The organism is Methanococcoides alaskense (genome assembly GCF_027594145.1).
Taxonomy (GTDB): Archaea; Halobacteriota; Methanosarcinia; order Methanosarcinales; family Methanosarcinaceae; genus Methanococcoides; species Methanococcoides alaskense.
In genome coordinates this window covers 326,890-348,529 of the sequence record NZ_JAQFFK010000003.1, presented here as the reverse complement: position 1 = coordinate 348,529, position 21,640 = coordinate 326,890, and the positions used below count along the sequence as shown (strand labels likewise).

Here is a 21,640-nt window from a genome sequence, read left to right as displayed (position 1 = left end):
TTAGTTACCTCCGCTACAGCCGCAGCCTAATTTCAGATTCGCAGGAGATTCCTTTGAAGAAAGGTCTTCATATGCATTCTCAATGGAATTCTTTGCATATCTGATAAGCTGTAACAAATGTATCTTGGAAGGACAGACAGCTGAGCATCTGCCACATTCCACACAATTCAAAATATTCATCTGGCGACACTCATCGAAACGACCCTGGTCTGCAAAAGCAGTTATCCTGCTTGGAATAAGGTCCACAGGACAAACATCCACACATCTTGCACAGTGAGTACAGTCAATTGACACATCCCTTATGACCTCATCTGCGGACAAAACCGTAATAGAAGTTGTCATCTTGGTAACCGGGACATCATCGGTGTACTGTGCCACACCTGTGACAGCACCATTTGCAATGAGTTTGCCCGTATCACCCATGTAACCACCACATGCATCGATAACATCCTTGAAAGGAGTACCGATCTTGACCAGGATCTTCTTTGGGCTATTGACCTTACCGGAAACGGAAACTACTGTTTCTATGTACGGTCTGCCTTCATGCACTGCATCATACAATGCCTTTGCAGACTTCACACCACAAATAGCAACACCTACATCAGTAGGATCACAACAGAACGAAACTCTTCTTCCGGTCAGATTATAGGTCAAAAGGTCAAGGATCTTCTGACCATAAATGCGTTCCTGGGAAACCACTATGATGTCTGAGCCCTGGTCCTTGAAGTAATAGCTGAGTTTTCGCTTACCCATCAAAGGAGCAACTGTCAACAACTTACCATCGACTCTCAGGTGGTCAAAAGCACTAATTGACTCAAGGTCATCATTTCTTAGCACGACCGCACCTTTTGAAGCACCTGCAGCCTTCATCAGCAACTTCAAAGCACCGATCATCTGGAAGGCATACTGTGCAGATGTATCATAGTGCCCGCCAATCCATTCCGAAGAAGTTGCGTTTATCAGAACTGTATCGATCTGCTTCCCTTCCGGTTTCAGGACCTTATGAGTAGGAGTGCCATAGTGTTCTACGATACCAGCATCCTTGATAACATCCACGAGTTTAGATGCAGAAACATCCTTTACCGGTGTAAAATCAACACATTCGACATCTTCAGTCGGCTGTATGATAACACTGTTCACTTTTGTTCCATTCGGATTAGCAGCCTCTTCGATAGAGATAACCTCTCCGCAAACACTTGAATGGATGGAAGCCGAATCATAACATTCGCACTCCCCGATCTTCTGTCCCATTGCCACCATATCCCCTTTGCTCACAAGAGGTGTACAAAGACACCCATCGTGCTGTTTCAAGGGAATTATGATCTTTTCAGGGATCTTTTCCATAACATATACATTCGTCACGACAATCAACTCCTTAGAATGCAGGCTCCCTTTCAACCTCAGGAGGCTTTGCTCCAGGAATGGTCACGCCAATATCCTTTAATGTGAAATCAGTTGGAGGGTCGGTCTCTGCAGGATCCGAAATGAACCCAATGGACTCCCAATCGATAGCATCCGCAGTTGATCCATGACAATCCGCACAAGCAAGAGGATCTGCAAGACCTACTTCCGAGCTTGCGATATTATGGCTCAGCTTGTAGTAAAGCTCAACTGTCCTAAGAACCGCATTCGGATAATCTGCATTACCATCGATACCCCCATCAAAGCTTCTCATTTCATCAACGGTTACAACACCATCATCATTGGAATCTGCAGCCTTAACATCTGACACAGGTATCGCATCACCTAGCCCCATACTGGTATTTGGTGAATTGACGATATCACTGTTAATGCCAGCATCCCACCAGATACCAGTCACAACATTGAACGGTTCAAGAAGAACACCAGCTTCACCCCTACCATCAGTGGCAGGCAAATCATGCCCTTCAAGTCCATTGGACCATGCAAGAACCGGTTCGAAGCTATCATCCTTGTAGGAATCTACCCTTTCCCCATTAGACCAGTCAAATGAAGCAAGTGGGGTCACACCACCAAGATCTCCGCCTGGAAGGGCTGGAATATGACAGGACTCGCATGCAACAGTCTCGTGTGCATCGACTATAGGTCCATGTGAAATACCTTCATGGCAACCAGGATCAGCACAGCTCTTCGTTTCTGCCTCGATCTCATGTATATTTTCAAGGTCCTGCTTAACGAACATACTGGACTGGGATATCTCATGACATTCCACACAATTTACATCTGCATGTGCATCGAACTTATGGTAATCCTCTGATGCCCATGTAACAGCAGTGGTCTCCACATTTGTAACATGACAGTTATCAGAACAGGATTCCTTAACAGGTGCACCATTAACAGAATCGTGGAATAATAACAACAATGGAAGCGGGGTCACAGCATTTCCCACGTAAGTGATCTTACGAATAGTATCCTGTTGCACTTTAACATTTGCAGCTTCCATTGCTGCAGCATTCGCGTTTTCAAAATCGCCTGCAGCAAACGACTCAGCACGAGCATCAAAATCATATTCGCCATACTGCTCATGACAGATCATACAATCTGCATCCACACCATACTCATCAAGCACTCCGCCACCTGGATGATAAGCACCAAAGTTCTTCACCCATTCAGCTTCACCTTCGACCTCGATATCAAAATTGGTCAGTGGTTCCCATTCCCCAATATCCCTCTGGATATGGGTATTGGTAGCCACATGGTCAGGTGCTGTAAAGTGACAACCACCACAGCTTGAATCGGACCATTCTCCCTCGGTCATATAGTGAGTAGCAATAGCTTCATTCCCACTATACCCCATGCCGGCAAAAACACCTGCAAAAGCAAAGATGAAAATAGCAGCTCCTAATAGAATTATTTCTAACCTTGCCATAAAAACCCCTCATTTATCCTGCGCCACGTCCTCCAACTCTTTGAGCACGACCTCAATGATGGTCGATAAGTGCTGTTTCTCCAGAACGTTCATGTCATCGGAAACATACTTGTGCAGCTCAAAGGTTTTGGGAATCTCACGTACATTAAAATCGAAAATTTTGTCTAAAAGTCCTTTCTTTGGAGTTATACCCAAAAAATTAACATCCAGGCGATTTCCAACCTTATGTGCTTTCACTTCTATCTTGTCCAATAAAGAACCGGACTTGACATAGATCATCTTATGATCAGCACCAAAATTCTTCTCAATCCCTTTCCAGCCATACTCTTCAATGATCTGATGGATAGCAACTGCAAGGTATTTGTCCTTCCCAGCAATACCTCCAGAAGCTAATCCTGCATTAGAATCACTCATACTGACACTTCCTAAATGAATAATAATTAACATTTAACGGATTAATATAATTGCCAGAATCATTGATTACCAATATTTATATGTTTCTAAATAAGCTTAATATCAAGCGCATCTATCCCTACGCCATGGACATGAGAGCGGTTTTATTGTTTGTATTAATCGTTATAGTTTCAATATCATTTACACAGTTATATGACTATCAAGAGAGTGATTTGTTACAAAATGACCCAATCTTCTACACAGACAGTCGCAGTATAATGGATACCACGGTTACAGCTGCAATATATGATTATGACACAGACCATGCGGTACAAACTGTGGATAAAGCTTTTGGAAGAGTAGCCCAAACTGACGAACTGATGAGCAGCTATAAGAATGACAGCCAGCTCAATCTGCTGAATGAGAACAACAGACTCGAAAACGCTTCAGAGGAACTATTTTTCGTTATTGGCCGGTCCACATATTACTCCAGTATAAGCAACGGTGCATTTGACATAACAATAAAACCGATACTCGACCTGTGGTCAGCTAAGTTCAGCCCCGGTGGAACTTACCAGCCACCAACCCAGGAAGAGATAGACACCACTCTGGAACTTGTTGACTACAAAAAGATAGTCATTGAAGGAAATACCATCTATACGGAACCCGGAATGAAGATAGTTCTTGGAGGCATAGCAAAAGGATATGCTGTTGACCAGGCAATAGAGTCCCTTATCGATGACGGAATAGAGAGCTGCTTTGTGGATGCCGGCGGAGACGGGCGTTACATCGGCACAAAACCAGATGGAAGCAAATGGACCGTAGGGTTACAGAACCCTGAAAAACAAGGCGATTTCATAGCGGTCATGCAACTGGAGAACATGGCTGTTGCCACAAGTGGGAACTACGAACGATATTTCAGTGATGCTGCAAAGGTATCCCACATATCCGACCCAAGAACAGGATATTCATCCCAGGAACTCATAAGTGCAACAGTTATCGCAGAGACCACAATGGATGCAGATGCACTCGCAACCACAGTGTTCGTACTCGGTGAAAAGGAAGGATTGGAGCTTATTGAAAGCCTTGAAGGTATCGAATGCCTGATCATCACATCCGATAAAAGGATACTTCGGTCCAGTGGATTCACAACATACGAAGATACAAATATCTGACATGAAGGGGTATGAGATACCATACCCCACTTTTTTGCATATAGTTTATTTTCGTCCTAAAAGAACCTCATGCATTGTCTCATAAACAGGACCATAAGGAGTAAGAGTACTTTTCATCAAAAGGACCTTATCGACCTTTATTTCCCCAAGGTCTACCTCTTTGAGCTTATCAAGTACAGCTAAGAACCCTTCCATCTGTCCTTTAGGCATGAACTTGATACGACCCAGAGTTGCATGTGCGGTAAATTCCCTTTTATCTTTCTCGAAATCGAGCCTTGAAAGACTTGCTTCCACATCATCATGGAGTTGCTTGAAATTCCCTTTAGCCCCAAGCCAGACAACCCTGGGAGAGCTTAAGTTGGGGAAAACACCAACACCTTTGATATTCGCATTAAATGGCATGCATTCAATACCATCTAATGAAGATGCAATATCCGACACCATATCATCTGAAACCTCACCGAGAAACTTCAATGTAATATGTATAAGTTCAGGAGAAACAAGCTTTAGCTTAAAACCCTCGAATGAAGAAAGGACATCAATAAGTTCCCCACGTACAGAAGACGGAAGGTCCACCGCAATAAATATTCGTGACATAATAAGAATTAAAACATGTATGCCTGTTAAGCATTACTGTCAAATTAATTTAAGTAATTGTTTTGACTATAATATAATATATCAGGAATGTACATAATAAATAACAAGCAATGATTTCGTAATTTAGAGGAATGATATGGGTACCATGGACACAACAGGAATTCTAGCAAAACATGCGATCAAGATCGCAGAAGAGCTCTGCTCACCTGCCATAATAGTGTCCGGAGATTTTGACCTTGAGGGTATTGAGACAAATATACCCATATATTATGTACCACGCCGCCAAAAGAGCATCATCGACAACCTTATATCTGACAGCCAGGAAGACGAAAAAAGACTGAAGAACATTCTGGAACCAATGTCAAGAGAGGCCAGCAGCAATACCCAACATATAGAACAGGCTGCTGCAATCGAACATATCATAGGTGAGCTTCGAACGGGAACTATCGTAGGCCTCATACAGACCAGAGAATCCGGTGCCATTGTAACCCACGAAGTATCACAAAGCCCGCTCATTAGAACCCTCCAGGAATGTGAAGAAAGGATCGATCCCGAGGTCATGCGTGCAGCTTTAGCAATTGCATTTGACATTGCAGCCTCTGGAAGAGAGGGCCATAAGATAGGAACGGCATTCATTTTGGGAGATATCGAAGAAGTATTGCAGCGTTCCCACCAGATGATACTCAACCCTTACGCAGGACACAAGGACGAACATCGCAACCTACTGGATAAGAAGAACTGGGAATCAGTAAAGGAGTTCGCACTTCTAGATGGTGTGTTCGTGATTTCAAAAGAAGGTATTGTTCAGGCTGCCGGCAGATACCTCGATGTCGATGCGAAGGAAATAGACATAGAAAAAGGATTGGGAGGACGACATGTCTCAGCTGCAGCCATTACAAGAGACACCTTCGCCATAGCAGTAACGATATCAGAATCCGGCGGAACCGTACGCATATATATGGACGGAAAGGAACTGCTATGCCTTGACTATATGGAAAGACCATCCTTACAAAAATAAATGTGCGATGCTTGCGAACCCCTCATATCTTAAATCGCAAGATCGCTGCAATTCCACCAAGTGAATGTAATCTTTGACCAGGTTCGAATTCTGTGCTGAAAACGACCATTTTCCCCTGTGAACGTTCAACGTTCTGTATAAGACCGTCAATGTTGCCGGATTCCCTCTCAAGACGAAGCATCTCATCAGCAACCAGAAGGGTTTTCACAGCACCGAAATCGATCGCCTGCTTCACTTCATCCATACCATAGGCAACCTTGCCATCAAGTGCTATCTCTTTTAAGAGGCTTTCCATGAGAGAGGCTTCCCTTGCGATCCTTGACTCTTCCATGATACGGTCGACAGCACCCCTTCGAAGAACTTCCTGGAAGCCGGACATGCCTATGGAAGAAGTATCCTCAACAAGGATACCTGCCACAAGATCCGAGTTCTTAGACGATGCATACTTCATGAAATCATCTTTAGTAAAACCAGGACCTGAAACTACCACCGACTCAGTTCCACTCATTGCATGGGTCAGTTGGTCAAAAATGGTACTGAAGAACACTTCTCGAAGCGTGCCTTCCCCTTTACCGGAAGACTGAGTTATATGAGAGTATATCTCAATTCCATAATGACGTACAAAACCAATGTCCGCATCCCCTTCTTCGATTGCCACGAGAATGACCTTGGGTCTTTTGGAAGCTGCTTCCGCTTCATTAACACGTTCTAACTGGTCCTTTTTCCAGTATTTAGTGATGGAAAGGTTCGTACCATCTTCAATGTTCAACGTATGATAAAAACCCGCATCCATTCCATGTTCAATAAGACCATGGACCCGCAGACGGTTAGAGAACTTATGGAACTCAACATCCTCGACCCTCACGCCGAGGCGTACGGTCTTCTTTTCGGCCTTTTCGGGTCTGAGCTTATCGGCTGCAGAATCCGCTTTCCTTTTAGTGAGAGAAAAGACCAGGTCGCCCTTCTCGATGATATATTTCAGGTGCCACAGATCATCAAGCGTTTCCGGGGTCAGGGAGATCTCCCCTTCCCTGTTGTGTTTCAGGTCTCTTTTTGTTACCCTCATGATAATACCCGATATTGTTTCCAGCCCATATATCCATAACGGAAACCGTTATTTCCTGATATCCGATTCACCCGGAGGAAGCATTCTTGCAATTCTGTCAGGTGATGCGATCTGTTTGACAAAGGAAGGGTCTTTCAGCTCATCGACATACATACGATATAACTTCTTGGAAATATCGTTCTGATTGAACTTGCCGGGCATGACCTCTATCACATACTTCCCATTGGCCTGTACCGCAGACAAAGGTCCACCGATAACACGCGTTTCAGCACCCAGATCAAGACCTATGGCAACACCAACAGGAACATCCTTGTAATAATTACGTTCACCCCGAATGATGAAAGCACCTTTTTTAAGATACTCACCGGATTCAGGCGTCTTTGATACCTGTTCAGGCTTTATCCAGTAGCAATCCCCACTGAACTGCCCGGCTTTCCAGACACTTGAATAAGATACGACAAACCTTGCCGCTTCTTCGAGGGTAGTTTCAGGGATATCCTTTCCTTCGGTCTTAATTACAGTTATAGGAGCTCCGGGAACCTGAGTATGGAAAACGATGTCACGTTTTTCCATATACTTCTTCACGATCTCCTCGTTCGTATCAGAATCCCTTCCGCCGATAACAAGGAAACCATCGGATGAGAAGAACCACCTGAACCGGTCATACCAGTGCTTCTTGAAGACGGCCTTTCGCCTTTTAGAAACTTTCTGTTCCCGCTTTTTCATTGCTCTTTTCGTATCTTCGATAGCAATCAAGGCCCCGTCTCGCTTTTTGCTGATCTTCTTGGCCTTATTATAATACATCTGAGCATTTTGAGGAATGGTCTTACGAATATTGATATTCGCATTTACGACATCAAGATCTACTAACACACTCCCTTCCGCCTGATCGATGCTTACTATAGCCTTCGCTGCTGGAAGGGTATCTTTTGCTTTCTTAAGAGTATCCCAGATATCTTTCCAGGAATAGCCCTTATCCCGGGCATCTTCGAGAACAGAGAGAACCTCTTCTACTGTCTGATAATTTCCATAGATGCTTTCGGCGATCAGTGTGTACTTAGTCACATCCTTTTCAAATTTCAGTATGGCTTCCTGCTGTTTCCTCAGACGTCTTTCAAATACGTCCTCTTTTTCCTTCTTTTTAGCAACTACCTGTTCTATGACCTCTTCAGATGCCTTTTTACCAAAGAACTCATCGAGAGCCTTATTGAACGAAGGGTAAAATTCCTTTTCAGCATCGGAGTATTGCATAAGCTCCAGAGGAAGTACATCCACTGCCTGTAACTCGTCTTTCACAGTCTTCTTTATGATACAGGGCTTTAGTTCATGGTTGACGATCGGAGCAAAAACGTTTGTAATAGCTTTGCTGAGTGCAGCCACTTCCTCAGGACTTGCAACCTTTGCAGAGGTATTCTTATCCACACCTGCCCTTAAACAGACCTCTTCTGCAAGGACCCCCCCAAGATTATAACTTGTCGCTATCGTCCTGACAACATTTGAATCCGAAGAAAGGAAGCGCTCGGACATTACATTAGCATCGACATCAAGAGGACTTAGTTGCGCTTCAGGATATTCATATATTTCGCCACTGCGAATACGCCTGCCCTTGAAGGTGACGGGTTTCATAGGCAGGATGATCTTCCTGTCACTGTTCAAAAGAACAATATTACCACGCGAGAACAGTTCGCAGACGAGGATGGTCTCGATACCTCCACGTATTGCCCCGATCTCGATTATCCTGTCAAAATCATATTGCTTTATAGAAGTGATCCTTCCACCGAGGATATGTTTTCTAAGCAGCATTGGAAAAGCCTGCGGGGTTTTAGGGCTTTCACGCACATAATTGCTCATGTGTGCCCTTTTGCCTGCCTGTATCACCAGGTTGTCCCGACCTTTCCCAAATATAAAGAGATTTATCCTGATCTCATCCGGTGCCGGCTGATATATCTTTCCGATCTTGGAATCGATAAGGGAACCTTCCCCCTCGCCAAGTTCAGATACAAGAGCAGCTACATCTGCACTCGTCATCTCCTGTTTCATACGTGCTTATACCTTCCGACCGGACTTAAGGTTTATCCATCTTAGCTCATCTGAAATTATCAGAGATGCTCTAGATTAAGCAATAAAGAAATAGTATTAATGCATCAATTGGTTGAAACCAACGATCACCGAATTATTGGAAAATTATACATGGATCTCAAAACCAAACATTATCTCAAATCGAAATTCCAGGAATATTACAGGACCGCTGAAATTCATCTACCTGCAAGGCTGCCAGAGAGAGAATGGGGAGTTATTTCTTTTGACGAGATGCCGGAAACCGTGATGAGAAGGCATAAGGCATTTGGTTCTGCAGGAGAGGTTGAGGACTATCTTACAGGAATGGCACCTGCTCATGTATATTATTCCGTTGCATATTATACGTATCCGAACGCGCCGACCATGAAAGAAAAGCAGTGGCTGGCTGCAGACCTTATATTTGACCTTGATGCAGACCATATCCCGGGAGCACCCAATTCATATTCTGATATGCTCGAACATGTCAAAAAGGAGACATTGAAGCTCTATGACCTCCTGACAAACGATTTCGGGTTCAAGGAAGAGGACATCGGGGCGGTCTTTTCAGGAGGAAGAGGCTATCACTTCCACATAAGCGATCCGCGTGTGCTCTCCCTTGAAAGTGCAGAAAGAAGGGAGATAGTTGATTATATCAGCGGAAGAGGACTGAACCTTGATAAAATATTTGTAAAAAAAGGTATTAGTGGAGATGCCGGAAGTGAGAAGGCAACAATGAACGTATTCCCTTCCGAAGATGACGGAGGTTGGGGTGAAAGGATAAACCGTCATATGATAGCATACCTGAGAGATCTGGCAGCAAAAGAGGATGCGGAAAAACTTTTCACCGGATTTAAGGGGATCGGGAAGAAAACATCAAAGCAGATAGTGGAGATATTAAGGGACGATACCCAGGTAGATCTGCTCAAAAAAGGAAATATGGAAGCTTTGTCACGTGTGAACAAGGATATTATACAGACCCTTGCCGAAAGATCGGTCACAGAGCTTTCTGCAAGTGTGGATGAGCCGGTCACAGGAGATATAAAACGCCTTATTCGCCTTCCGGGATCATTGCATGGGAAATCGGGGATGTGTGTCACATCGTTGTCCATCGCACAGCTTGAGGAGTTTGACCCGTTGAACGATGCCGTTGTGTTTTCGGACAAGCCGGTAAAATTAAAAGTGATAAGACCTTTTGCCGTACAGATGAAAGGTAAGGACCTCTATGTTGAAGAAGGTGTGCAGGAACTACCGGAATATGCAGCTATCTACCTAATGTGCAGAGGTGCAGCAGAATATGGACCGTAATGAGCTTAAGAGCATACTCCGTGAAGAGAACAGTTCCGCATTAAGAGGATTACCCCATGGGTTCTATGTCCTTGTGGACAAATATATCCATGAACTGGAAGGCGAGATAAGGCAGATAAGTAACCAGCGTTCTCCCGAATCGAAGATCCTTGAAGATGAGCTTCAAAGTGCCATCAACGATGTGGAGACCATATTCATCAGGCGCATACGCAAAATAACATCGAGGGCAACTTCGAATGCGTTCTCCAGCAGTTCACCAAAACAGGACCTTGACAAGCTCCTTCCTGAGGAGAAGAAAGTATATGAAGCAACCCTTTTTGCAATACAGATCGCAAGAGGAGAATTACTGGAACCCATACTGGATCCTACAGCAAGTTTTAATGTAGAGAAGGTCGAACCTGCGGAAACAAGGGTCCAGGAAGCGAACAATGCTGCTACAGATACTGTCAAAGAGAGAGAGAAAGTAGCAGTCGCAGAAATTCCTGCTGGTATTGAAGACAATGGAAAGTCAGAGATAGCCAAAAGGAATATAAATGAAGAATACTTTGTTGTCCGAATATTGAAAGACCTACCGACATTCAATGCCGTAGATAAACGAAATTATACTACTCATGCAGAAGATGTTGTTGTTTTACCCGCAATGAACGCAAACGTTCTGGTAAAACGAGGCGCAGCTCATCTTATTACAAAGATAACAAATTCAAATTGATAGAAGGTGTAAATAATGAAAATTCCAAAGAGGTTCAGAACTTATTGCCCATCCTGCAAAACTCACACTGAACACATTGCAGAAAGAGTGAAAAAAGGCAAAGCATCGGCAATGACACATATCGCAAGGCAGAAAAAGAGACAGACTGGTATAGGAAACAGTGGTAAGTTCTCAAAGGTTCCTGGAGGAGACAAACCAACCAAGAGAGTACAGCTCAAATACCGCTGCACAACTTGCAACAAGTCCCACCAGAGACCATGTTTCAGAGCAAAGAAATTCGAGTTTAAGGAATGATGATCATGACAAACCCTAAAAGCAGATTTTTACGTGTAAAATGTAACGACTGTTCTAACGAACAGGTGATCTTTGGTAGTGCAAGCCGCAAGGTGACCTGCCTTGTTTGTGGAAGAACACTCGCGGAGTCTACCGGCGGAAAGTCAACAATAACAACACATATCCTGGAAGTCCTTGAATAAAGGGTGTAGAATGGAAAATAATAATTGGCCAGAAAGCGGCGACTTTGTAGTTTGTACTGTAAAGAACGTAGTCGACTTTGGGGCCTATACCACTCTTGAAGAATATGGAGGCAAGGAAGGATTCATCCATATCTCCGAGGTCAAAGCCGGCTGGGTAAAATATGTTCGTGACTACGTAAGGGAAGGACAAAAGATCGTCTGCAAAGTGCTGAACGTAGATCCAAACCGACGTCACATCGATCTTTCATTGAAAGATGTGAACGAACACCAGAAGCGTGCAAAGATACAGGACTGGAAGAACGAACAAAAAGCTACAAAATGGCTTCAGTTCGTAGCAGAGGACATGGGCACCAGTCAGGAAGAGATGGAAGGGGTAAAGAAGATTCTTTCGGATGAGTTCGGAAGTTGCTACATAGCTTTTGAAGAAGCTACCATCAATGGCGAAGAGGCTTTCGAAGGCATTGCCATCGGCAAGGAACTTGCTGAAAAGATAGTCAGTATCGCCCAAGAGAATATTAAACTTCCATTCGTAGATATCGCAGGATATGTGGACCTTACAAGCAACCTTCCTGACGGGATCGAGCTAATAAAGAAAGCATTGAAAGCAGCAGCAAAGGTCAAAATAGACGATGTAAGGATAGATGTCACTTACACCGGTGCACCAAGATACAGGATAAAGGTAATCGCACCAGAGTACAAGACCGCTGAAGCTGCTTTGAAGAAGGCTTCTGAAGAAGCTATCGAAACCATTGAGAAGAAGGGCGGAAAAGGTATTTTCCACAGGCATATAGAAACAGCAAAGGCGTGATTTTCATTGGGAAATAAGCTTCGAAGATGCCCCCAATGCAATATTTATACGCTGAAAGACAACTGTCCGGAATGTGGTGAGAGCTCAGGCAATCCCCTTCCGGCACGATTTTCTCCACTTGATCCTTATGGGAAATATAGACGAATCTCTAAAAAGAAGGAGATGGAACATGCGTGAAACAACCGTAATTCGCCTTAAGGAAGACATCCAACTGGAGAATGCCACACTTCTTGTAGGACTCCCCGGAGTCGGGCATGTAGGTAAACTTGTTGTTGACCACCTTATTGAAAAGCTCGATGCTGAAAAGGTATTTGAGATATATTCCCCCCATTTTCCACCACAGGTAATGGTGAACGAAGAGAGTACTGTCAAACTCGTCAATAACGAGATATACGTTTGCAAAGCTAACGGAAATGACATAGTACTTCTTGCAGGCGATCATCAAAGCACTAGCACAGAAGGACATTACGAGCTAGGTACAATTTACATTGACATTGCTGAAGAACTCGGAGTGAAGAGGATATTCACCCTTGGCGGCTACCCCACAGGTCAATTGACACATACTGATGAGGTCATGGGCGCTTCCAATGATCTTGATATGGTGACAGAACTCAAAGAGTATGAGGTCACATTCAAACCAAACGAACCCGGAGGAGGTATCGTTGGCGCTTCCGGACTTTTGCTCGGACTCAGCATGTTCAAGAACATCAAGGCAGCATGCTTGATGGGACTTACTTCAGGATACCTTGTAGATCCTAAGAGTGCACAGGCACTCCTCGCATTACTTAGTAAGATACTGAACATCGAAGTAGATGTCAGCGAACTCGAAGAAAGAGCTAAGGATATGGAAAAAATCGTTGCAAACCTGATGGAAGCAAAACAACAGCAACAGCAGCAGCAACCGGAAATGTTGAGAGACACTGCCACAGATGAAGATCTAAGGTACATAGGGTAAGATGATCTGATGCAGATCAATGCTGATCTTCACCTTCATTCAAAATATTCCATGGCATGCTCCAAGAATATGGAGCTGTCAACAATTTCTATTGAAGCAAGGAAAAAAGGAATTGACCTTGTTGCTACCGGAGACTGCATTCATCCAAAATGGCTTGAGGAAATTAAACTAGCCGCTACGGATAATGAGACTATTATTATCAATGATACTCATTTCATCCCCACGACTGAGATCGAGGATAAGGACCGAGTACATCACCTTTTGATCCTGCCATCGATATCCAAAGCTGAGGAACTGGCAGAGGCCATGTCGAAATATGGAAACCTCGCAGTTGATGGCCGTCCCACGGTGCGCCTTGACGGCTGTGAGATAGCACAGATAGCAAAGGACGTGGGTGCCCTTATTGGCCCCTGCCATGCATTCACACCCTGGACAGCTCTTTATGCATATCATGATTCCCTTGAGAGCTGCTATGGGGACATGACTGACTACATATCTTTCCTCGAGCTCGGATTAAGTGCAGACAGCGATTATGCAGACCGCATAAGTGAGCTGCACAGACTTACCTTCCTCACGAACTCCGATGCACATTCCCCCTGGTCCAACAAGCTCGCACGCGAATTCACAAGATTCAATGTCCCGAGCATCGATTTTGAAGGACTTGAAAAAGCAATACTACGCAAGGAAGGCTACAAAGCAACCCTGAACGTGGGATTCTTCCCGGGAGAAGGAAAATATAACGAATCCGCGTGCATCAAGTGTTACACCCATTATACCAATGAGGAATGCATAAGGCAGAACTGGAGATGTCCTGAATGCAGAGGACAGATCAAGAAGGGAGTTAAGGACAGAGTGAACGAACTTGCAGACCTGGAACAGCCACAACACCCCGACCATCGCCCTGATTACATACACCTTGCTCCCCTTGCCGAGATAATAATGATGGCACTCGGACATGCCAGCATCACCACAAAAGGTGTGACTTCGGCATGGACAGCCCTTATCGAAAGATTCGGCAACGAGGTCGGAGTCCTTCTTGATAGCAATCCCGAGCAGCTTGGCATAGTAGACCAAAGAATAGTCGATGCCATAATGGCATTCAGGAACGGTGAAGTGATAATTCGCCCTGGCGGCGGCGGAGAATACGGCCACATAGAACTGCCAGTTTCAAAGGACGAGGAAGCGGAACCACAACAACAAAATCAAACAAAAGCCCAGAGTTCCCTTTTCGATTTTTGATATCTTTTTCGACACTTATATATTCAATTAAAACTATCAAACAGAACAGTGCCGAGGTGGCAGAGCGGACTAATCCAACGGTGTATTTATGCCGCGGAGTCTAAACGCGGCAGGCTCGAGACCTGTTTCTCCTAACGGAGTGCTTGGGTTCGAATCCCAACCTCGGCGTTCTACTTTAAGTATGTATATGATCATTTTCATTTTTCTTAAGTTCAGAAAGAGAAGAAACGACGTTTTTTTGAATTTAGTATTTAATCTAAGTTTGACCAATTAAAAGGAAGGTTAAGAGCTTGGTGAGATTTGTAGGCTACACAATTTATTGTTCACTATCTGAGTAAATTTTGATAAATTCGGCCATTAGGGTTACGATAATGGAAGAGTAATACAGCCACAAAAAGATCGCGAGAAAAGCACCAATTTTTGTATAAACAGTTGTAAAATTACTATATGAAATATATAAGCTAAAGAGATGTTTGCCAAGGGTGATGAAAAGGACAGTCAAAAATGAACCTATGCCAACATACTTAATTTTGACCTTCTTATCAGGAAGGGCCATATAAAGATAAATAAAAAAGAATATAAGTAAGAAGAAGGTTGCGATAGAAGAAACATATTGCATCAGCTCCAAAGGCAACGGATGAATGATAGTGAGCATGTTTGAGATCACTACTAAAAATATCTCTGCAAGAATGCTTATTATCAGCAACAAACTAAAGATAAAAACCGCAACGAATGAAGAGATACGTTTCTTGAACAGTCTGTGACCCCATCCTTTTTTAGAATCCAAAACTCCCCACATATGATCGATCGTTTTCTGGAACTGTAAGAAGATGTTGCCAGCACTCCAAAGGAAAAGTAAAAAACTGATTATCAATCCAAAGGTCAGGGAACTCGTTTCCGGTAATTGATGGAAGAGCAGGTTTAATGAATTTATAATTTCTTCATCTGCAAAAGGTGAAACGTAATCGATAATTGTTGCCTGAAGTCGTTCCACTTTCAAGAACATTCCCCCCAGGGATAATGAAAATAAAAGTAAGGAAGGAAGACTGAGTATTAAATAAAATGAGAGTGCTGCACTGAAAGAGGTACCATCGTCAGCGTTCCATCTTCTAATGGTTTGTACAGCCACATCCCTGAGTTTTCCCATAAGAGGTATTGAACTTATAGCTACAATTAGTTTCTGATAACGTTCATTTTCGGGTTTAAGAAAAAGAAGAAACGATGTTTTTACTTATTTTTGGCCCACAACTTTTCTGGACGAAAAGTATATAAGTCAAACCGCACAAGAATTTAATGGGAGTAATGTATCAGCGTTTTGCTGATGTGTAACACATTGTATAGATCGTTTTAATGAAAAGGGGGAGAATATGCCAAAATTTGAAGTATATACTGACAAGGGTGGAAAATACAGGTTCAGACTCAAAGCAAAGAATGGAGAGATCGTAGCAACAGGTCAGGGCTATGCGACCAAAGCAGGCTGTATGAATGGCATAAAGTCTGTCAAGAACAATGCAATGGATGCCGAGATAGTTGAGATCGAGACACCTTCTGAAGAAGAATAAGTGTTCATTCCATATCCGGAATGTACCATTGACTTCTTAATATTTTTTTAAAATTTTTATATTTTGAGATAGCTCAACCGGATTCACGACAGCTCTTTTTCCTGAACTCACGGCAGGTCATACAATAGGATACACAACAACAAATCATGATGATGCATTACGTGTAGTCCGTAGCCTGCATGGAAAGGGTAGCAAAGGAAGGAGATTTCAAAACTAATTTCTCAAGAGGAGGATTGGCTAGGTCCTTTGAAATGACACCTGAGATAGAATGGCTGGCTACCGAAACTGCAAGTGTTTTCGGTCTTGAAATTGCAGGAATTGACCTGCTTTTCGATGGAGAACACTTCAAGGTATGTGAAGCGAATTCCTCACCAGGATTCGAAGGCGTGGAAAGCTGTTGTGGCATAGACATCGTACAGGAAAGGTACAACTTCATAAGAGTGCGTCTTGGAATGTTCCCGGAAGAGGAAGAAGGGAATAAAGAAAATATGAATTAAAAGAGGTTCTTAAGAACCTCATTCCATCACATTGTCAACGGTGAACTCGAATGTATCAGTAACACCGTTCACATCTACTGTATAAACTCCCTTTTCAAGCCCATATACATCCAGTGGAATGTTCACTTCAAAAGGAACAAGTGCCTGAGTACATGCTAAGTCCTTTGGTCTTTTGGTCTTCAATGCAATATCAAAACCATTTCCAGTATTAACAACCTCAATGTTCTCCTCATCAATGGTAGTACAGCCATCGGGCAGATTCCCAATTACTGTTACACTGATCTGAAGAGGGAATGACTCCATGACCATTATTTGAACATCATCCACAATAGCAGTACCAACGACATATTCCATATCATTGTCATCGGATGCAAGCATATCAGCCAGAACGACCACATCCATACTGAACGTATCCTCTTCACCGGTCACATTTTCCCAGGATCTCTTGTAAATAGCATTTATCTGATAATTTCCCTCAGATACAGCTTCAAGTGTCCATTCGTGCACACCGCCAGCACCTGGCATAGGTTCATCCGGACCTACGAACTCATCTTTTACCAGAACAATACCTTCGGGAAGAGAAAGGTCCCACGAATAGCCTGTTGAAGGATTCTCATTGAGCTTCAGAACTATACTGTCACCCACCTTAAGAGAGATCTCACTGCTGTTCGCTTCTTCAGAAAAGACAGTTCCTGAAGCAACCGTATCATCAACATTCAGAGTTTCATCGATGGTGCCGGTATCCGTGCAACCCATAGAAAATGCTGCCACCGTGACTGCAACAATTGTTATCAGTACGAGAATACCCATTCTTGTATATCGTGTCATTGTAATATATCTCCTATATAACAGAAATGATCCGTTCCTATATAGCCATACCTTAAACTACGAATTCATTTGAAGCTATCCGATATTGATTTTTCTGCAAACCTAATATAATTGAAAATGAGGTGATTAAAATTTACAGTTTTTTTGAGACCGCCATGCCCATCCCAAAATAGTATAAAAAATTACATGGATACTTTATAAATATGATTAAGAGCACATTTTTATTGAGTACGAAGAGGAAATGCCATGAAGTGTGGAAGGACCATAACGATCCTATATTTACTAACAATATTTATGACATTGAGTCCTGTGATATAACAGTAGCTTCTTCAATAACGATCGAGGATCTTACACTGGAGGTCCAGCTTTTACAAATAGCCCTGATGATAGGAAGTTATAGCGTCCCTGCGGATTTATATGGAATAGAGAGGATCCCCGTGATAATCAACAGTATGGATATCTTTATAACTATTGCAGGAGTTTTTTTACTTAACCTGATCGCAGGAGTCTACCCTGCTCAACGTGCAGCAGGATTAGATCCGGTTGAAGCGATTTCATCAAATTGAGAACGAAGTTATCTTTTGCAAAATATGGCGTAACATTGTTATTAAATTTATAATTTTGCTGAAAATTTAGTAAAATTTCGGGTTTTAAGGCGTAACCTGTATATACAGGTAAGTAGTTCTTGCAATTAGATGAGCGGGAAACTAATTCTTTTCAAGTACCCCCCACTCCCCAACCCGCTCATACCACCTTCATTCAAAAAACATCTTATTGATGCTTTTTTTTAACAATTGATTAAATTGAAAATAGCATATTTTTAACTTACATGTTCTCAAAAATAGATAGATATCTTTTGATAGGTCTTGGAAGATCCCATAAGCACATTTTTAAAGACGATACCAATAGGATTGAAACTGCACAGAGGAGGCAGTATCAATACCATAGAGTAAAATTGTATCTTGAAAATGCATCAAAACAACGAACAGCACAGTTACAATTATTTCATATACATAATGCTGTTCTTGTATAGAACTGACAGGAATCTGCCCTGTTTCAGCAGATCCAACCTCATGACAAGATTGGGACGAACAGAATCAAACATCATTATACATTCATTATGACCAGATTACGCCATAGCCCCAGCATCTGGAAAATATCGTCTATCACATCCCACCGACCATGCCGGCACCCACACCCATCCACTAGGACAGCACAACAATTTTACGACCCAGGAAATCGCAGATGAGATCAGGGACGTGAGACATGATGGATAAGGGCGCAAAACAAATCCGGAAATAGCACAGACCGTAACCATTGAAACAATATCCAATGACACAATGCTGGAACACACACATCATATAACTTCTTTTGATGTTGTAAACATTGAACATATTAATTATGGAAAAGATAGGAAAATAGGCATATCGATGTCAATGGTTACCATGACACCCACAATACATAGGACATTCATACTTGAGACACCATAAATTCCCCATATAACCTTAGGGAACAGAGAGGACATTCAGGATCATCAACAGTATGGATATCTTTATAAGTATTGCAAGAGTCATTTTATTCAAACTGATCCCAGGAACACACACCATCCAGCATGCACCAGTATTACATCAGTTCGAATGAATCTGATCGAATTGAGGACAAGGTCATTATTGAGAAAAATAAGGACGTAACTTCTTAACTAAATTTATTGATATGATGAAAATTCATCGAGATTTCAGGATTTAGGGCGTAATGTGTATATACAAGTAAGGAGTTCTTGCAATTAGATGAGCGGGAAACTAATTCTTTTCAAGTACCCCCCACTCCCCAACCCGCTCATATCATTTTCATCTAACAAACATCTTATTGATACTTTTTTTAACAATTATTTAAATTGAAAATAACATATTTTCAACTTACATGTTTGCAAAAATGGACAGGATCTCTTTTGATAGTTCTTTACTTATTTCAGGAGATCTCATGAGCGTATTTGTAAAAACTACATCCACCCCTAGATTTTGAAATTGATCAGGGGAAGCAGTATCACGATTATCGAGTACAAGGACATCAAGAAATTTACCATAACACTCGGCAACACCCCTTGAGGATACATCAAACCCACGAGCATTCATAAACTTACCAGCCGGACCGCTAACTGCTTCATCCCCAATGATAGGACTTACAGCAACAACTTTTTTCTTACGGAGGATCTTGGCCATACCCGGAAGGGAAATGATTGGACCTATGCTTGTAATAGGGTTGCTTGGGCCTATGAGAACCTCATCATCTCCCTCAAGCGCTTCAAGCACCAGCGGACATATGGAAGCCTCTTCAATACCTTCCTGTTCAACGGACAGAACTTCCGGCTCACCGTGCCGTTTCACCCAAAATTCCTGGAAATGGATATTACCAGAAGGTGTTTCCACCATGGTATGCACAGGATCATCAGACATTGGAAGTACATTTACATTTATCCCATATACAGAAAGGAGTTCTTGTATAGATCCTGACAGAGCCATTCCCTGCCTCAATAGGTCCGACCTCATGATATGAGTGGCACGATCAAGATCACCTATCATCATACCTTCATCATGACCAAGTTCTTTCATAGCCCCATGGGTTTGGAAAGTATCATCTTTCACACCCCACCATTTATCCCGATCGATCCGACCAGACAAGAGATAGAGTATAGTATCGATGTCAGGAGTTATCAGGTTTCCCGACACCCATACGTCTTCAGCAGTGTTCACAACAACGGTCAATTCATCTTCCGGAACAATGTGCCTCAGACCATCGAGCAACTTAGGAGTACCGGTTCCACCTGAAAATATGATCATATAATATAACCTCAATATTATGCATTAACGGAACATGATTATATAATGAGGTCTATTTAAAGGGTATGAAGGTTATCCGGGATCCGGTACACGGCTATATAGAACTGGACGAACTGATCTTGCCGCTGATAGACACCCCTCAAGTGCAGCGATTAAGAAGAATAAAGCAACTAGGACTCTCGAATCTAGTGTACCCCGGAGCGAACCATACGCGTTTTGAACATTCCCTGGGGGTAATGCACCTTGCCACCATGCTAACCTCACAGATCGATTCCATTGAAAATGAAGAAAAAGAGGAACTTCGTGCAGCAGCATTCCTTCACGACATCGGACATGGCCCCCTTTCACACGTAACTGAGAGCCTGATCAAACAGTATACCAGAGAACAACATGAAGATGTCAAACATATCCTCAGGAAAGGAGAGATTGCCGAGATATTGGAGGATAACGGCTTAGATCCAATGACCATCGCAGCCCACATAAAAGGTGAGACCGACCTTGGTAAAATAGTCAATAGTGAGATAGATGTTGACCGCATGGACTACCTCGTGAGGGATGCACATTATACTGGTGTGGCCTTCGGGCTTGTGGACTATGTTCGCCTCATACATGAGATGAAGTTCTACGAGAACAAACTGGTTGTCAACTCAGGCGGCCTGAAAGCTGCTGAATCCCTTTTAGTATCACGATTTCTGATGCACCCCACTGTTTATTACCATCACGTATCGAGGATAGCCGAGACGATGTTCACAAGGGCAGTTAAGCACCTTATTGACAAAGGCACACTTGATCCTTTCAAATTAAGAATGATGGAAGATGACACCTTATTTGAATTGATGAGAGCAGATGACGATTACGCAGGAGAGATAGCCAAAAGGCTTGACGAAAGAAGGCTCTACAAACGGGCCCTGCATGTAGGTCACGATGAAGTGGAAGAAGGAGTTATGCGCTATCGAGGAAAGGTGGAAAGGGCAGAAGCCGAGATAGCGGACATGGTCGGCATAGACAGTCGTGAGATACTGATAGACATTCCGAAAAAGCCGGAAATTGCAGAAATGAAAGCATTGATCAAGATGAACGGGAAGATGATGCGTCTTGATGAGGCATCCAATATCGTTGCAACCCTTGAAAAAGCACATTTTGACAATTGGAAGATGGGAGTTTACACTTTAAAAGAGCACAGAGATGCTGTGGGTAAAGCTGCCCGTGAATTCTTCGGTGCTAAAAAAGAAACCACACAATATCGTTTTAGTGACATTGAGGGATAAA

The 21,640-nt window shown here is 42.9% G+C and carries 23 protein-coding genes and 1 tRNA gene; 15 read left to right on the top strand and 9 right to left on the bottom strand.

Features of this window, described 5'->3' with window-relative positions; genetic code table 11:
* Genes rnfC through PBV53_RS05500 form a run of 3 tightly spaced genes read right to left on the bottom strand, consistent with a single transcriptional unit; the run spans position 1 to position 3,262 of the window.
* Complete coding sequence (gene rnfC, locus PBV53_RS05510; RefSeq protein WP_270096168.1) at positions 1–1,362, bottom strand: Rnf electron transport complex subunit RnfC; 1,362 nt, start codon at positions 1,360–1,362, stop codon at positions 1–3.
* 13 nt (positions 1,363–1,375) lie between these two features.
* Positions 1,376–2,848, bottom strand: a complete 1,473-nt coding sequence (gene mmcA / locus PBV53_RS05505; RefSeq protein WP_270096167.1) for a methanogenesis multiheme c-type cytochrome — start codon at positions 2,846–2,848, stop codon at positions 1,376–1,378.
* A 9-nt stretch (positions 2,849–2,857) separates the two neighbouring features.
* The gene (locus PBV53_RS05500; RefSeq protein WP_270096166.1) at positions 2,858–3,262 is read right to left on the bottom strand and encodes a hypothetical protein; all 405 of its coding nucleotides are present in this window, start codon (positions 3,260–3,262) and stop codon (positions 2,858–2,860) included.
* A gap of 212 nt (positions 3,263–3,474) precedes the next feature.
* Between PBV53_RS05500 and PBV53_RS05495 the strand changes: the two genes are divergently transcribed.
* On the top strand, positions 3,475–4,416 hold the full coding sequence (locus tag PBV53_RS05495; RefSeq protein WP_270096165.1) for an FAD:protein FMN transferase: 942 nt from the start codon (positions 3,475–3,477) through the stop codon (positions 4,414–4,416).
* 45 nt (positions 4,417–4,461) lie between these two features.
* Here PBV53_RS05495 and thpR read toward each other — a convergent pair whose 3' ends face one another.
* Positions 4,462–5,013: an RNA 2',3'-cyclic phosphodiesterase gene (gene thpR / locus PBV53_RS05490; RefSeq protein WP_270096164.1), complete on the bottom strand. Its 552-nt coding sequence runs from the start codon at positions 5,011–5,013 to the stop codon at positions 4,462–4,464.
* Between the two features lie 136 nt (positions 5,014–5,149).
* On the opposite strand from thpR, the gene PBV53_RS05485 reads away from it, so the two are divergent.
* On the top strand, positions 5,150–6,031 hold the full coding sequence (locus PBV53_RS05485; protein ID WP_270096163.1) for a DNA integrity scanning protein DisA nucleotide-binding domain protein: 882 nt from the start codon (positions 5,150–5,152) through the stop codon (positions 6,029–6,031).
* 22 nt (positions 6,032–6,053) lie between these two features.
* Here the strand turns inward: PBV53_RS05485 and PBV53_RS05480 are convergent, their stop codons facing one another.
* A complete protein-coding gene (locus PBV53_RS05480) occupies positions 6,054–7,097 on the bottom strand; it encodes an mRNA surveillance protein pelota (RefSeq protein ID WP_270096162.1) in 1,044 nt (347 codons plus the stop codon).
* Positions 7,098–7,145: 48 nt separating this feature from the next.
* On the bottom strand, positions 7,146–9,137 hold the full coding sequence (rqcH, locus tag PBV53_RS05475) for a ribosome rescue protein RqcH (RefSeq protein ID WP_270096161.1): 1,992 nt from the start codon (positions 9,135–9,137) through the stop codon (positions 7,146–7,148).
* 150 nt (positions 9,138–9,287) lie between these two features.
* Between rqcH and priS the strand changes: the two genes are divergently transcribed.
* From priS to PBV53_RS05430, 9 genes are all read left to right on the top strand, one after another.
* Positions 9,288–10,460 carry a DNA primase catalytic subunit PriS gene (gene priS / locus PBV53_RS05470; protein ID WP_270096160.1) on the top strand — a complete coding sequence of 391 codons (1,173 nt, stop codon included), beginning with the start codon at positions 9,288–9,290 and terminating at the stop codon, positions 10,458–10,460.
* The gene (locus tag PBV53_RS05465) at positions 10,450–11,169 is read left to right on the top strand and encodes a hypothetical protein (RefSeq protein ID WP_270096159.1); all 720 of its coding nucleotides are present in this window, start codon (positions 10,450–10,452) and stop codon (positions 11,167–11,169) included. The genes priS and PBV53_RS05465 overlap by 11 nt, the downstream gene beginning before the upstream one ends.
* 15 nt (positions 11,170–11,184) lie before the next feature.
* A complete protein-coding gene (locus tag PBV53_RS05460; RefSeq protein ID WP_270096158.1) occupies positions 11,185–11,463 on the top strand; it encodes a 50S ribosomal protein L44e in 279 nt (92 codons plus the stop codon).
* Between the two features lie 5 nt (positions 11,464–11,468).
* Entirely contained in the window at positions 11,469–11,645 is a 177-nt protein-coding gene (locus tag PBV53_RS05455) for a 30S ribosomal protein S27e (protein WP_270096157.1), read from the top strand.
* 10 nt (positions 11,646–11,655) lie between these two features.
* Positions 11,656–12,453 carry a translation initiation factor IF-2 subunit alpha gene (locus tag PBV53_RS05450; protein ID WP_270096156.1) on the top strand — a complete coding sequence of 266 codons (798 nt, stop codon included), beginning with the start codon at positions 11,656–11,658 and terminating at the stop codon, positions 12,451–12,453.
* A gap of 6 nt (positions 12,454–12,459) precedes the next feature.
* The gene (locus tag PBV53_RS05445; protein ID WP_270096155.1) at positions 12,460–12,630 is read left to right on the top strand and encodes an RNA-protein complex protein Nop10; all 171 of its coding nucleotides are present in this window, start codon (positions 12,460–12,462) and stop codon (positions 12,628–12,630) included.
* Positions 12,623–13,408 (top strand): proteasome assembly chaperone family protein, encoded by a 786-nt coding sequence (locus tag PBV53_RS05440; protein WP_270096154.1) that lies wholly within the window; start codon positions 12,623–12,625, stop codon positions 13,406–13,408. Before PBV53_RS05445 ends, PBV53_RS05440 begins: the two co-directional genes overlap by 8 nt.
* 9 nt (positions 13,409–13,417) lie before the next feature.
* Positions 13,418–14,647 carry a TIGR00375 family protein gene (locus PBV53_RS05435; protein WP_270096153.1) on the top strand — a complete coding sequence of 410 codons (1,230 nt, stop codon included), beginning with the start codon at positions 13,418–13,420 and terminating at the stop codon, positions 14,645–14,647.
* A 50-nt stretch (positions 14,648–14,697) separates the two neighbouring features.
* A tRNA-Ser gene (locus PBV53_RS05430) sits at positions 14,698–14,815 on the top strand.
* Positions 14,816–14,963: 148 nt separating this feature from the next.
* Here the strand turns inward: PBV53_RS05430 and PBV53_RS05425 are convergent.
* Positions 14,964–15,794: a YihY/virulence factor BrkB family protein gene (locus tag PBV53_RS05425; RefSeq protein ID WP_270096152.1), complete on the bottom strand. Its 831-nt coding sequence runs from the start codon at positions 15,792–15,794 to the stop codon at positions 14,964–14,966.
* A 220-nt stretch (positions 15,795–16,014) separates the two neighbouring features.
* Between PBV53_RS05425 and PBV53_RS05420 the strand changes: the two genes are divergently transcribed.
* Positions 16,015–16,209: a YegP family protein gene (locus tag PBV53_RS05420; protein ID WP_270096151.1), complete on the top strand. Its 195-nt coding sequence runs from the start codon at positions 16,015–16,017 to the stop codon at positions 16,207–16,209.
* Between the two features lie 179 nt (positions 16,210–16,388).
* A complete protein-coding gene (locus tag PBV53_RS05415; RefSeq protein ID WP_270096150.1) occupies positions 16,389–16,706 on the top strand; it encodes an ATP-grasp domain-containing protein in 318 nt (105 codons plus the stop codon).
* Between the two features lie 18 nt (positions 16,707–16,724).
* On the opposite strand, the gene PBV53_RS05410 is transcribed toward PBV53_RS05415, so the two are convergent.
* Entirely contained in the window at positions 16,725–17,534 is an 810-nt protein-coding gene (locus PBV53_RS05410; protein WP_270096149.1) for a protease inhibitor I42 family protein, read from the bottom strand.
* Between the two features lie 224 nt (positions 17,535–17,758).
* Between PBV53_RS05410 and PBV53_RS05405 the strand changes: the two genes are divergently transcribed.
* Positions 17,759–18,100 (top strand): ABC transporter permease family protein, encoded by a 342-nt coding sequence (locus tag PBV53_RS05405; RefSeq protein ID WP_270096148.1) that lies wholly within the window; start codon positions 17,759–17,761, stop codon positions 18,098–18,100.
* A 1,350-nt stretch (positions 18,101–19,450) separates the two neighbouring features.
* Here the strand turns inward: PBV53_RS05405 and cofD are convergent.
* Positions 19,451–20,371, bottom strand: coding sequence for a 2-phospho-L-lactate transferase (gene cofD, locus PBV53_RS05400; protein ID WP_270096147.1), 921 nt, complete (start codon positions 20,369–20,371; stop codon positions 19,451–19,453).
* A 65-nt stretch (positions 20,372–20,436) separates the two neighbouring features.
* On the opposite strand from cofD, the gene PBV53_RS05395 reads away from it, so the two are divergent.
* Positions 20,437–21,639, top strand: coding sequence for an HD domain-containing protein (locus PBV53_RS05395; RefSeq protein ID WP_270096146.1), 1,203 nt, complete (start codon positions 20,437–20,439; stop codon positions 21,637–21,639).
* Position 21,640: the final 1 nt, after the last annotated feature.